This is a genomic window from Flavobacterium sp., from assembly GCF_030146175.1.
Taxonomy (GTDB): Bacteria; Bacteroidota; Bacteroidia; order Flavobacteriales; family Flavobacteriaceae; genus Flavobacterium.
This window is the reverse complement of record NZ_JASLCE010000034.1, coordinates 1-14,403: the sequence shown is the minus strand read 5'-3', so window position 1 is coordinate 14,403 and position 14,403 is coordinate 1. Positions and strand designations below refer to the sequence as shown.

The 14,403-nt window shown below is 41.1% G+C and carries 12 protein-coding genes; all 12 read right to left on the bottom strand.

The genetic code is table 11. The features are described 5' to 3' along the window. Positions 1–1,003: hypothetical protein (locus tag Q1R07_RS03990; protein ID WP_300486231.1), on the bottom strand; the 1,003-nt coding region annotated here is incomplete at its 3' end. Position 1,004: 1 nt separating this feature from the next. After that, on the bottom strand, positions 1,005–1,436 hold the full coding sequence (locus Q1R07_RS03985) for a hypothetical protein (RefSeq protein WP_300486229.1): 432 nt from the start codon (positions 1,434–1,436) through the stop codon (positions 1,005–1,007). Between the two features lie 183 nt (positions 1,437–1,619). Further along, positions 1,620–1,841: a hypothetical protein gene (locus Q1R07_RS03980; protein WP_300486227.1), complete on the bottom strand. Its 222-nt coding sequence runs from the start codon at positions 1,839–1,841 to the stop codon at positions 1,620–1,622. Between the two features lie 28 nt (positions 1,842–1,869). Then, positions 1,870–4,740 (bottom strand): hypothetical protein, encoded by a 2,871-nt coding sequence (locus Q1R07_RS03975; protein WP_300486225.1) that lies wholly within the window; start codon positions 4,738–4,740, stop codon positions 1,870–1,872. A gap of 68 nt (positions 4,741–4,808) precedes the next feature. After that, positions 4,809–6,248, bottom strand: coding sequence for a BspA family leucine-rich repeat surface protein (locus Q1R07_RS03970; protein ID WP_300486223.1), 1,440 nt, complete (start codon positions 6,246–6,248; stop codon positions 4,809–4,811). 4 nt (positions 6,249–6,252) lie between these two features. Further along, positions 6,253–6,612 carry a hypothetical protein gene (locus Q1R07_RS03965; protein ID WP_300486221.1) on the bottom strand — a complete coding sequence of 120 codons (360 nt, stop codon included), beginning with the start codon at positions 6,610–6,612 and terminating at the stop codon, positions 6,253–6,255. 248 nt (positions 6,613–6,860) lie between these two features. Beyond that, on the bottom strand, positions 6,861–8,195 hold the full coding sequence (locus tag Q1R07_RS03960; RefSeq protein WP_300486219.1) for a hypothetical protein: 1,335 nt from the start codon (positions 8,193–8,195) through the stop codon (positions 6,861–6,863). 15 nt (positions 8,196–8,210) lie between these two features. Then, a complete protein-coding gene (locus Q1R07_RS03955) occupies positions 8,211–9,872 on the bottom strand; it encodes a BspA family leucine-rich repeat surface protein (protein WP_300486217.1) in 1,662 nt (553 codons plus the stop codon). Between the two features lie 68 nt (positions 9,873–9,940). Continuing rightward, the gene (locus tag Q1R07_RS03950) at positions 9,941–11,599 is read right to left on the bottom strand and encodes a BspA family leucine-rich repeat surface protein (protein WP_300486215.1); all 1,659 of its coding nucleotides are present in this window, start codon (positions 11,597–11,599) and stop codon (positions 9,941–9,943) included. 96 nt (positions 11,600–11,695) lie between these two features. After that, positions 11,696–11,860, bottom strand: coding sequence for a hypothetical protein (locus tag Q1R07_RS03945; protein ID WP_300486213.1), 165 nt, complete (start codon positions 11,858–11,860; stop codon positions 11,696–11,698). A gap of 13 nt (positions 11,861–11,873) precedes the next feature. Next, the gene (locus Q1R07_RS03940; protein ID WP_300486211.1) at positions 11,874–13,175 is read right to left on the bottom strand and encodes a BspA family leucine-rich repeat surface protein; all 1,302 of its coding nucleotides are present in this window, start codon (positions 13,173–13,175) and stop codon (positions 11,874–11,876) included. Between the two features lie 62 nt (positions 13,176–13,237). Beyond that, entirely contained in the window at positions 13,238–13,597 is a 360-nt protein-coding gene (locus Q1R07_RS03935) for a hypothetical protein (RefSeq protein WP_300486209.1), read from the bottom strand. Positions 13,598–14,403 lie beyond the last annotated feature (806 nt).

The following is a 14,403-nucleotide window of genomic DNA, read 5'->3' as shown; positions in this document are numbered from 1 at the left end:
CTAATTTGATATCCATATCCGCGATGTTGGCTTTAGATGCCAAATCCGACAGACTCGCTTTTAAAGCTAATCCGGAGTTCAGATCCGTAATATTAGCTTTAACAGCCAGTTTTGTATTAACATCTGTAATATCGGCCTTGGCATCAAGATCCGTTACATTGGCTTTTGTTGCCAAATCGCTTAGACTCGCTTTTACAGCCAAGCCTTCTTCAAATTGAATGGTACTAATTTTATCCGCTAATTTGATGTTGACATCGGCAATGTTGGCCTTGGTATCAAGATCGATTAAATTGGCTTTCGTAGCCAATCCGCTATTCAATTCTGCAATACTGATTTTATCGGCTAATTTGATGTTGACATCAATAGTATTGGCTTTTAAATCCAATCCTGCATTTACAGCGGCTGTATTCGCCTTTAAAGCGAGCGCATCTGCCACACCGGCACTGGAAACGGCATTATTACTTCCGGCAGTTGGCGTGCCATCCACATCAACAGCTTTTGGAACACGTCCCCAAACCGTACCATTGGAGATAACCCAATCGCCTATTTTATAATTTTCGCCCTGTTGCGTTCCCGCTACATTTACCACCCAATATTTTCCTTTATTAGCCGATGCAACCGGTAAGGCCGGAGTATTTGTTGTGGCATTATAAATTCCCTGATAATTAACCGACCCAACAAGCGCGTCGTTAATTTGAGAAAGTGGTATTTTTCCTTCGACAAGATCCGCTTTATTTGGAAGACCTGCCGTTATATAATCGACCGCGTCTTTTAGTTGTTGATCAAAACCCAGAGCAGTCCATTCAATTCCATTATGTCCTTCGAATTTCCCGGTTTCCGGGTTAAAACGAATGCGTCTTTTCAGTTCTACTTCCGGTAATATATGAGTCTCGGAATCCTCAGGAACCTGCATAACAGCTGTAGCACTCACACCACCGCGAAACTCCGTAATTATTACGTCGTCTCCTGTCTTAATTGTTTTACCTTGTTCGTTGATTTTCATATTATCGTTTTGTATAAAGTATTATATATTGTGTATTTGCTCTAAAATCCCAATTCGATAAAGTCCCGGTTATCGGGTCCAGTTGAATCACATCCATATCGATTTGCCCCATATACATCACGGCATTCAACGTGGTATTTTTAAGTGCCTCAACCTGTAATTCAGACGTATCTGCAGTTGGGAAAACCGGTAAAAACCGATACGGGGTCGCAACTTTAGCAAATAGATCGGCATGAGCATTCGTATCCGTCATATGAATGCCGATAGCTGCTTTGTCTGCTTTATTATCAAGATCGGTTCTAAGATTCTGAATTTGAGACTGTGGAATAACATCGTCTTTATGCCAATAGCTTTCCATCCATTCCCAAAACTGAGATTGTGTTGGAAACAACCCCGTTTTAAACCAATTTTTTAAAATATTCTTATTTGCCATAATTCTCCTTTAAATTCAATAAATAGTACTATTTTTAAGGGTTTGACCTCCATTCGTTTTAGTACCGGATTTCGTTATCCGACCTCAATGTCTGAATACAGACCGACAGTTGTTTTTTCAAACCCTATTGTTCGTGTCAAAATGCCGGACGGCTTTCTATATCCGGCTTCGACAGCTACCTATCTACACCATTGGTGCCGATTCGTTATTCGTTTGTTTTACAGGCGGTTCCTGTAATCGTAATTTAAGTGCTCCGCAAACGGCCACAAAGATTCTTAAGACAGAACCCACCCATTCCGGTGCATTGATCTGTTTTAAAAACACAGGCATGATGTCTGTTGTCTGATCGATTACAGCCAAAATGATTACTACCGTGAACAAAGTCCAGCTTTTCAATTTTTCCATAATTTGTTGTATTTATTTGGTTATTATTCTAATCCCATCTTCCTCCCGAAATAAAAGGTATTCGTATCCAGTTATTCGTACTCGTACAGAGGTATAAATAGGACGCTCCTAATCGTATTTCACCTTTTTCACCAAGGTCAGTCTGAGATGTCGGGGCGGGTTTATCGAGACTGTTGGCAATGTATTTTTTTACGCCTCCAGCCGTTACGTAATTCAAATCGTTATCAAACTCGCTATCGGAATGATCGGTTACATTGCGTAGTCCGTAGTTATAGGCGTTTACCTGAATTCCATTTCCGTCGCCATCCATCGCTCCCATTCGCAAGAATGTTTCGAATCCGAAATAATCGCGGACATACAATTCGGCATTTGTATTGACTCCGGAATCGTGTAAATCGAGTTTTGCACTTCCATAGGCCAGTCCGGGTTCTATTTGATCATTACTTTTGGATTCCATGCGTACCAAACCTCTTTTTGACGCGACCGAATTCACCGTCATAACTTCCTGCAATCCTGGTGTTGGCGGAACAACCGGAATCTGATCTGTAGTTGCCAGCGTTCCGTTTCTTTCCGGCAGGTTTATGTTGTATGTTGCCGCATTGCTGCTTGATGTCGGGAAATTCAGATTTACGTTACCAGAAGCGGCATTTTGAACACTGATTCCATCTCTTTTATAAAACGTTTCGGCCAGGTTATCAGTTGTCGATTTCACCATCATTCCACCCGGATCGAACGTATACGGAAGCGGATTTATGACCGTTAGATCTTTCGTATTATTTAGTGTAATACTTTGAAACGGAGCATTCGAATTGGTCGTTAGCACCGCATTTAACCCGGGAGCGGATGCATTCATTTTATAAAGGTTCCCGTCATCATCAGTTATAACGTTTTTGAAATACTCCATATTCGTTTCCTGTAAATCCATTACTACCGATACCGGCCTGGTAAATGGTTGTCGGTACCATATCGGTGTTATATTGGTTCCGATTATTGCGTCATAAGCAAAAATCCGATCCTCACCTATGTTCATTAATCGAAACGGATAATCCCCTAACGTCCCTTCGACTTCCAATCGTACCAACACCTCATCTCCAATTTTTTCAAACTGGTCATAATCGATGTTTAAGCGCAAAAAGGTATAGTGGTCAAAATCGGGATTTCCGGTTTCATTTTCCCGGATTTCGATATTAGCATATTCTCCAAAATTCTGATACCATATATAGTCGTACACTTCTTGTCCTCTTACTTCCAGCCTAGACAAATCCTTTAAAACAAGTGCTTCTGAGGACTGACTAATCTTACCACTTTCGTTCATTAACATGACTCTTTGGGTTCTTGCTCCCGGTTCTCCAGAATCGGAAGGAACTTGCATTCTAACATCGGCATAGTTTTGTATCCGGTATCGGTAGTTTCCGGTCGGTTCGATGGAAACAGTGAAACCTTCTTCCCATAGCTGGTCGTCGGAATGATATCGCGTTCCACCTTCTCCGTGATTTACCCCGATAAATGTGTAATAATCGGTGTAAACAACGCCTTCGCTTTCCGTTATCGTCAATTCAAAATCAATTTTCTTGCTATTTGCTATCGGGCTACCCCATTCATTTCGTATAACCGTGCGGTTTAACAATTCATAGAATAAACTCCCTATAGGCTCTAATCTAAGCTCGTTATTGGTTTCATTTATTTCCACTTCATTTCCCAGCAAAGCAAAACTGCCCACGCTACTATAGGTAAACGAATTATTCGCCATATCCACCCATCGGTCGTCATCCATCGTAGCATCGCCAACACCGAATTTGCTTCCATTAACCAGATCAACTAAATCGGATTGTGTTCCGATGTCACCGCCAATCGATCCCCAGGTAGACGATGCGGATCCACCACCACCGTCGATTGTGATATTCCCTTCTTTATCCGCGGCTTTCCCGTTTACGGTAATCGGAATGATATACGGATTGGAACCGGGTTCATTTCGTCTTGGACTCGCTGGCCATACATAGAAATGTCTGCCTTTAAAGGCCGAGCCCATTTCGTGTTGTAATCCGATATAGACATCGAATTTGGGTTCTCTGCTATAACCACCATACATTCTGTAACCGGAGAGATGGTATTCGGCATAATTATCGTCCTCACCGGCTGTTCCGGATTGCGATACGATTAAACTTTTCTTACTGATATTATTGTTTTTTGTAACGTCGTTTAAGGTCGTTACCGGTAATACATCGGCAATTGAAGTCTTTCGCAACCTGTCGCCTTCTACAACCACAACTTCCGATCCCATTCCATCACCCATAACCGGTGGAATTCCGGCAATGATATCGGCATATTTTTCACCTACATATCCCTGGTATTTAAAAGTCCCTCCGGATAAGAAGTGCGACGTATAAGTCCAGCTTCCAGTATTGGAATCATAATTGGCATAGAAGCCATTCTCAGTATAGGGTTCTCCGTTTTCTGACAATAACAGATACATGTACCCTCTATCAGGTGTATAGCCAATACTACTTCCATCGGCTCTGTAAATGGTACACGTCCACGATTCTTCATCGTTTTCTAAAATAACCAGCCCTTCATCCTGAGCGGTACGTTCTTCTATATATCCATATGGGATGTAGTTGTTAATTCTGAAATCGCCAACATGATCAAACACCATGTTTTTTTGGTTCATATCAATCGTTCTGCCATTGATATCGTCCGGTGTATTTCTGTCTTCAATACCAAATCGGCTTCCACTGCCTTTTTCGGCTTTATTATCCAGATCGATTATAAGATTCTGAATTTTGGATTGCGGAATCATTTCGTCTTTATGCCAAAACGATTCCCATACTGCCCAAAATTGTATTTGTGTTGGCTTTAAACCGGTTTTAAACCAGTTTTTTATTTCTGCTAAACTTACCATATCAATAGCTGTATTTTTTTGTAATTCATTCTATAAAACCCTTTGGATCGTTTTGAGACTATTGCTTTTTATCCTACAATAGTCCATCCTTTGTTGGTTGCGATCGCTCTTTCGTCGACCGTTAGTAATTGTGATCCCCAGTTGTTTGTAATCGTAATTGTTTTAGACACGACTCCGGAGGCTAAATTTTTGAATATCTCGACCAATGCTGGTTGTGAGAATTTACAGGACGAATAATCGATTTTATTTTTAGTCCCGAAAAAGGCTGCTTTGCGCAGGGAACCACAATTGGCAAACATGTCGCTAAAACCAACGCCTTCCGAGGTATTAAATAAAGAAACCGTTTCCAGTACACTGCAGGAATGAAACATCGCTCGAAACTCAACTCCCTTTCTTGTATCCAACAAAGGGACCGTTCGCAATAGCGTACAGGATGAAAACATTCCGATAAACTCAATTCCATTTTCGGTGTTTAATAACGGAATGGTTTTTAATGCCTTACATTCTAAAAACATACTGGTAAACTCCGTTCCGCTTACAGTATCCAATAACGGAACCGTCTTTAAAGCGGTACATCCTAAAAACATGCCGTTAAAACTTCTTCCCTTAGCGGTATTCAACAGTGGAACGGTTTTCAATGCCGTACTTGAGGCAAACATGCTGCTAAAACTTATTCCGTTTGAAGTATCCAGTAAGGGTACTTTTTTCAGGGAAGTACAGGATTGGAACATGTATCCGAAATCCATTCCTTTAGACGTGTCGAATAAAGGCACTTTCTCCAGTGTCGAACACGATGCGAACATATAACCAAAATCGGTGGCACTCGAAGTATCGTTTATCACAACCGATTGTAACAGATTGCAGGCAGAGAAACACCGGCGAAAACTGGTAATCGCATTGCGACCGATAAAGCAAAATGCTTCCAGATAACCATGATAAAGCGTTGATCCACCAATAGTAAGACTGGTCATGTTTTCACCACTCATTCGAATATCCATCCATCCGGTACTATAATACGTAAGGGAAGGTTGTCGGTGTCTTCGCTGTAAATTAATACTTGTCAGCACCTGACCAGATTGGGGCGTAACGGTAACTATTGCTTGTCGGAAACCACCAGAAGTATCGGTTCCTTTAAAGGAATCGAACGCATACATATGGGACGCCAATGCACCGGATGTGAAATTTTCGATATTCCCATCGCCCCAATCCACTGTATAGTCGGCAGTGGCAGAAAGCGCTATAAAATTGCTATCTTCAAATATGGCATGCAATCCTACAAACTTCTGTTCGCCTTCCACTACCCGGTGTTCTATTGGCAACCAATCTTTAGGACGTACCCAATCCGGTGGATCCGTTTCCCCTCCATCGGTGGTTATTTCACGGATCTTCCCGGCATAGTCCCGAAAGGTCGTTTCCTCAGAAACCGTCACGCCTTTCGAAATAATGGCATCCCGTATTTCGGTTTTTGTTAGCCCCAGATGTATTAATTTATCTGCGATTGTCCCCATTCTTTTATATTATTTGTCCATTAATGGCGTCCAGCGCATTTGTTATCGCTCCGATAGCACCATTCACCGCATCGACGGTTGGAAATTTTGTTCCGGTAGTGTCCGGAGCCAGACTGTTTTGTTTGTTTCCGTTATTTTCTCTGGATGCCAACAAAGCAGCATGTGCCTGTGCGTCGGTAAGATGCTCCGCAAATTGCGTTTTCGTCACCATTTGATCCAGTTCCACATTAAAACCTTCGACTTTATTCGCCGGAATGGTTTCTTCCTTATGCCAGAACGACCGGAATGTTGCGTCAAATTGTGATTGTGTCGGTTTTTTACCTTGTAAAAACCATTGCAATATTTGATCAAGTGATGTTGCCATATTGTGTTATATTTTAAATTACTAGCCTACCCCTAATTTATTATAGCAAAAGACCGTCCGCTTCCTGTTACGGATGCCGAATTCGTCCTCTATCTGAAGATGGTTTGATTATTTTATTTTAGACTTTATGGTAAGTGTCAGGGCTTTTTTATTGTTATCTCAAACCTTCTGATGCTGCATTTTGACCCGATGTTAAAGGATCTTTAACTCGCGGCCGGATATGATTCTATGTACTAGCGCTCTTGTCTTTAATAAATTCTGAAATAGAATCTGTTTTCTTTGTCACTTCCGATGATCTCCGCCCATCCGTTTGCCGGTATGGTTACCGAAGTATTTGATAGGCCTGCGATCCAAAATGTGGTTGCACCCGACCGGTTAATGGTTATGGTGTTTCCGGTGTTATTGATGATGGTGTACCGGTAACTGGCTGTATTTTCTACCGGAATGCCCCAGGTTGCATTCCCGGTACCGTTATATACCAAGGTGGTATGTAACGCTCTATTATCGCCACCACTAGTATCTAATGGTGAAATTAAGGTTAGCAATTGCGAATCGGTTAATCTGGGTGCCGTAGTCGCAATCGTCCGGTGTCCTAAGTCCGGTAATTCGGATTTAACGGGTACGTGACCGCTTTTTTTCGGCAGTATTACATCTACCCGGTCTACATTCCCTTGTGTTCTATTTGGAGTAACCGACACCGCATATTGGGCTACCGGATTATTAAAATGCGATTCAAAACGCATTCCATCCAGTTTATAGGAAGCATAGCGGTCGTTATCCGATCTGTTATTCGCGGTATACCCGATTACAACACCTTCGCCGTTTATCGCGTTTCTGTTACGATTATCGTTTGTTCTAAATTCGATCGTGTTTTGTATCGTATTATCGCTTGCTGTAAGTACGGCATCGATCGTCGGAACTACCGGTGCTACTGCTTTTAGAGTTCCGTTGGGTTGTACCTGAACGACATTATCATATAGGAATTTTCCTTTCTGATCGGTATCCGCCGGCAGGTTTAATCGAACCGAGCTGGATGCACTTTTATTTATAATGGCTCCGTCTAAATAAATATCGGTATAGTTTGTCAGGGCCGGCATTGTCCACATAGGACCATAACCGGTTAACGCATTAAAGCGTTCATTTTTTGTAAAAACATAGTTTTTCGAAACACCGTCGACCGATAATCGTACAGGAATCATTTCGTTTTGTATGTTGATATCAAAACTGTCCGGAGCTATGGTAAAAAAGAACAATCTGTTAAACTCGGGATATTCCGAAAAAAGATTTTCCTTTTCAAAATACATGTTTGCGTTGTCCGGATCACCGAAATCTGAGAACCATTCAAAGTCCGACGTTATCGTTCCTTTTATAGCCAGATTGCCTTCTATAATTTGCTTTCCTGTAAAGGTATTTCCACCGTTTAGGCTTGCTTTATGTGCCAGATCGGTTTCCAGATCCTGGATATTCGCCTGTGGAATAGACGCTTCTTTATGCCAAAACGAGTCCCATGCCAACCAAAATTGTATTTGTGATGGTTTTGTACTGGTTTTAAACCAACTGCTGATTTCTGCTAAACTTGTCATACTAAAATTTTGTTTTTATCCCACAATAGTCCATCCCTTTTTTATGGCTATATCCCGATCCTCTGATGTCAATAATAGAGCTCCCCAATTATTGGTAATCGTTATTGTTTTTGATTGCACTCCCGATGCCAGATTACTAAAGATGCTTACCAAAGCCGCTCGTGAAAGCCTGCAGTTTTGATAGGAAATTGAATTTTTGGTTCCCAAAAATGTTGCTTTAATCAAAGTCGTACAATTGCCAAACATGTTGTCAAAACTCAGCCCGTTTGAAGTATTGAACATCGGAACAGTTTGCAATGCCCTACAGTTTGCGAACATATTCATAAAGTCAATTCCATTTGAAGTATCCAATAATGGCGTAACCTTTAAAAAAACAGTTGATGAAAACATTCCATTGAAGCCTATACCTTTTGAAGTATTTAATGCCGGAATAGTCTCTAAGGAAACACATCCTTCAAACATATTGTTGAAATTCGTGCCGTTTGCTGTATTTAACAATGGAACACTTTCCAGTAAATAGTTTGATACAAACATCCATCCAAAATTAGTCCCGTTGACCGTATTCAATAACGGAATAGTTCTTAACGTTCTACAGTTCATAAACATCCCGCTAAAATCCTTTCCGTTTACCGTATTTAATAATGGTATCGTTTGAAGAGAACTACAAAAAGCAAACATATACTGAAAATAAATTCCGTTTGCCGTATTCAACAAAGGTACCTTTCGCAACATACTACAGCTATCAAACATAAAATCAAAATTCCTTCCGGAGGAAGTATTCAGTAGCGGTATTGTTTCCAAAGAACCACAACCGGAAAACATATATCTAAAACTAACTCCGCCTGAAGTGTCTAATTCCAAAATAGTTTTTAAGGAATTACATCCCTGAAACATATAGTTAAAATTGCCCCCTTTTGCTGTACTTGGCAATGAAACGGTTTTCAAAGCATAACAAGCAGAAAACATAAAACTAAAGTCCTCTCCATTCGAGGTATTCGGCATTAAAACAGATTGCAAAATTCTGCAATTCGCAAAAAGATTGTAGTAACTTGTAATTATGTTGTCTCCTAAAAAACAAAATGCTTCCAAAGCTCCTTGATATACCGTTGTCCCGCCCACAACAAGATTACCAATATATTGACCGCTCAACCTGATATCCAGCCATCCGGTACTATAATAAAGATTCAGTCCAGCCTGATTGTGTTTTTGCTGTAAATTGACGCTCATCAAATTCTGTCCGGGCTGCGGTGTAACGGTCACAATCGCCTGTCGGTAACCGCGAACACTTTCCGTTCCTTCAAAGTCTGCATACGAATAGGTGTGATAGGCGACAGTTGCACCGGTAAAATTTTCGATTTTCCCATCACCCCAATCAACCGTATAGTTTCCGGTAGCCGAAAGTGCTACAAAATTGCTGTCTTCAAAAATTGCATGTAATCCGACGAACTTCTGATCGCCGGCCACTACCAGGTCTTCAATAGGTAACCAATCGTCCGGTCGTTTCCATTCTTCCTCCGGATTTATGCCGCCATTATCCGCTGTAATTTCACGGATCTTACCGGCATAGTCCCGAAAGGTTGCTTCGACCGGAACCACTACACCTTTTGAAATGATCGCATCCCGAATCTCGGCTTTTGTTTCTCCTAAATAGGTTAATTTGTCTGCGATTGTTCCCATCTTTATACTACTTATCTGTTACTAATAATCGTAACCTTATATTTTTCTTTCGATAATGGGATACTTTTTTATCCGACAATATCCCATCCTTTTTTTCTGGCAATATCCCGATCTTCGGCTGATAGTAATGAAGTTCCCCAATTATAGGAGATGGTGATCGTTGGATGATTTTCCCCTGTTCCCAAATGCTTAAAAATATCGGCCAGAGCGTTTCTCGACAGCTTACAACTACTATAATCGATTGGTTTACTGATTTCTGCCAATGAAGCTTTACTCAGACTATAGCAATTGTTAAACATGCCGTTAAAACCATTGCCCTTTGGCACTTTCAATACCGGAATCGATTCCAAAGCCGTACAACCATAAAACATACCGTTAAAATCCACACCATTTGAAGTATCAAGGGCCGGAATATTCCGGAGTGATTGACATCCACCAAACATATTCGCAAAATTGCTTCCATTGGAAGTATTCAATAGTGGAATCGTTTTTAAGGCACTACACCCACCAAACATCGAAAAGAAATTATTTCCTTTGGAAGTATTTAACTGCGGAATGCTTTTCAATAACATACAGGAGCCAAACATGGCATAAAAATTTTCACCACTTGAGGTATCCAATAACGGAATGGTTTCCAATTGGTAACAGGAGCCAAACATATAGGTAAAATCAATTCCACTGGAGGTCTCCAATAACGGGACATCCTTTAAAGCAACACAAGACAAAAACATATAACCGAAATCGGTTCCTCTTCTGGTATCTAATGGCGGAACAACTTTTAAAGCAACACACGATATAAACATCTTGAAAAAAGTTCTTCCTGAGGAGGTATTCAGCAAGGGTATTCTTTTTAAAGAAAGACAGTTCAGGAACATATTGCTAAAATCGATTCCCCGTGACGTATTCAATATTGCAATCGTCTCCAGGCTGGAACAATGACCAAACATGGTATTAAAGTCGATTCCACTCGCCGTGTTAAACTCCGGTACGGTTTTTAAGGTAGAACAACCATAAAACATCAGACTAAAATTTTCTCCTTTGGCCGTACTATCCGCTAATGAAACCGACTGTAAAGCAGTACATTCTGAAAAAAACGCGGTATAATCGGTTATGGAACTATCCCCTACAAAAGAAAAAGACTCCAGATATTTGTGTGATACCGTTCCGCCACCAATTATAAATTCAGAAATACTTTCACCGCTCACCCGGATATCCAGCCATCCGGTACTATACGAATTCAGCCCTTCATGAGGATGCTGCTCCCGCAAACTAATCGTTGTTAACTCCTTTTCTTTCTGAGGCGTTACAGTAACAATCGTCTGACGATACCCAAGGGAGCCTTCCGTTTTTTCGAATTGTTCGTACGAATAGCTATGATAAGCCAAATCTCCGGAAGCAAAATTTTCAATCTTGCCATCGCCCCAGTCAACCGTATAGTCACCGGTAGCCGAAAGTGTAATAAAATTACTGTCTTCAAATATCGCGTGTAGTCCTACAAACTTTTGTTCGCCGGCTTCCACCCGATCATCGATACGCAACCATTCGTCCGGGCGTCTCCATTCGGCCGGATTTTCTTCACCACCATCAGCGGATATTTCTCGGATTTTTCCGGCATATTCCCGAAAAGTCGTTTTCTCCGGAATCGTTACTCCTTTTGCGATAATCGCATCCCGAATTTCAGCTTTCGTTTGTCCTAAATATGTTAATTTGTCTGCAATTGTTCCCATTATACTACTTGTTGTTTATTAGTGGTTGCTGATTCGTCCATTTTTAGCGGTAACCGATACAATGCTGTTCGATACGGATACGTTATCGAAAACAGTCTATGATTCCATAATGATCTCTTGTACCGGTTGTCTTTCGATCCAATCGCTTAAATCGGTACCGATAGGCGCTGTAACTCTGTTTGCGGTTTGCTCTCCGTTATATAATTCCATTCCTTCTTCGGCAATTATTTCAATAAAAAATTCGGTTGTATTTGTTATCATAATTTTATTTGTTTTATCCTACAATAGTCCATCCTTTACCGGTCGCAATCGTTTTATCGCTCGCGGTTAACAATGGTGATCCCCAGTTGTTTGAAATCGTTATCGTTTTTGAGGTTACCCCCGATGCCAGATTACTAAATACCTCAACCAAAGCTGCCTTAGAAAGCTTACAACCCGCATAGGAGATTGTATTTTTAGCTCCTGATAATGCAGCTCTGTTTAATGAAGCACAATTGGTGAACATGCTTCCGAACGCTGTTCCACCAGATGTTTTAAACATAGGGATCGATTGTAATCCCGTACATCCGTAAAACATATTACTGAAATCCGTTCCTTTTCCTGTGTCAAATAAAGGCACGGTTTGTAAGGACGGACATCCCTGAAACATATAACTAAAATCGGTTCCTTTTGACGTATTGAGTAGTGGAATGGTTCTTAAAGACGCACACGATTCGAACATACTAATGAATACGGTTCCATTGATCGTATTTAATGCCGGTACGTTTTGAAGCATCGTACAGAAGGAAAACATGATACTAAAATCCAATCCTTTGGCTGTATCGAATGCCGGAACACTTTGTAGCGATGGACATCCGTAGAACATACCGCTAAAATTTGCTCCGTTTGCCGTATCGAATAACGGAACGGTTTTTAAAAAGGTACAGGATTCAAACATCGAGCTAAAATCGCTACCCTTTGCTGTATCCGAGAATGCTACGGATTGTAATTGTGAACATCCGTAAAAAAAGCGATTGTAACTGGCTATCGAACTTCCTCCTACATAATTAAACGCTTCCAAATAGGCATTCGTCACTACCGATCCGCCAATACTCATACTGGACATCGATGATCCACTCACCCGGATATCCAACCATCCGGTACTGTATACATTCAAACCGGCCTGTTTGTGTTTTCTTTGTAAATTTACATTGGTCAGATTTTGTCCGGTTTGAGGTGTCACCGTAACAATAGCCTGACGATAACCGCGCGTACTATCCGTTCCTGGGAACGAACTATACGAATAAATATGATAGGCCTGAACGCCTGAAGCATAATTTTCGGTTACGCCATCGCCCCAATCGACCGTATAGTTACCCGTGGCCGAAAGCGATACAAAATTACTATCTTCAAATATGGCGTGTAATCCTACAAATTTCTGATTGCCGGCAACTACCTTGTCTTCGATACGCAACCAATCGGCCGGACGTCTCCATTGCAACGGGTTTTCTCCGGTTTCCGTTTTAATTTCCAGAATCTTTCCGGCATAATCTCTAAAAGGTGCTTCCTCCGAAATGGTTACTCCTTTAGCTGCCATGGCATTTCGTATTTCTGTTTTTGTTTGTCCTAAATAAATTAGTTTATCTGCAATTGTACCCATTATACTATATGTCCATTTATTATATCAATCGCACTTGCAATATTCCCAATAGCTCCGTTTACCGCATCAACGGTCGGAAATTTTGTTCCCGTGTTGTCTGGTGTCAGACTGTTTTGTTTGTTTCCGATATTTTCTTTGATCGCAAGCAAAGCGGCATGTGCCTGTTGATCAGCAAGGTGTGCTGTAAATTCTGTTTTCGCCACCATCTGACTCGTATCAAGACCTGCGATTTTGTTTGCCGGAATGATCTCGTCTTTGTGCCAGAAAGACCGGAATGTTTCGTCAAAATTTGACTGCGTTGGTTTTTTACCTTGTAAGAACCACTGTAATATGTCATTAAGAGGTGTAGGTGTCGCCATATACTTGTATTTATAAAATTTATTATTCTAACGTTGATGTACTAAAAAGGTATTTTTAGTGGAATTGTGATTGCAACCGTTTCTAAAAACGACGGCCATAGGAATGCGTTGCGACTTTTAAATGGTCATTTAGATTCGCACTTTGTCGGCATAAAATCAGTGTAAAACACACCATTTCGCCTGTAACGAACCAATAAGTACCCGGATAATAAAGCAAAATTTACAAGCTGTTATTCCTTGTAAATTTTCGAGCCTGTACTGTTAAGTATATAACCCTGCCAGAAGGACGTCCTCAAACCAATCACCTTATGAATTTTTCGGAGTCATTCCCGGGAAGAATCCCGTGAAGTAGCAGATTAATGTGCTCCAAATCAAAGATGACTCTCAAAAAAACGGAACGTCCTACCGGGCAAGATTTATATATTTTGTTTTTGGGTTTCAAAAAAAACCAAAGGGTTGTTCACGCAAGGATCGTCTCATGGGTTTCCCCAAGAGTCGTTCGCTGCTAGCATCCCAAGAGCGAGCTCAAGGGTTGCTCCCGAAGGAACGTCCCTCTGGATGCATTCTATATTTTAAATTTGTTTTGGGTTTCGAAAAAAACCAAAGGGTTGTTCACGCAAAGATCGTCTCATGGGTTTTCCCAAGAGTCGTTCTCTGCTAGCATCCCAAGAGCGAGCTCAAGGGTTGCTCCCGAAGGAACGTCCCTCTGGATACATTTATATTTTAAATTCGTTTTGGTTTCAAAAAAACCAAAGGGTTGTTCTCGCATGGATCGTCTCAAGGGTCTCCCCAAGAGTCGTTCTCTG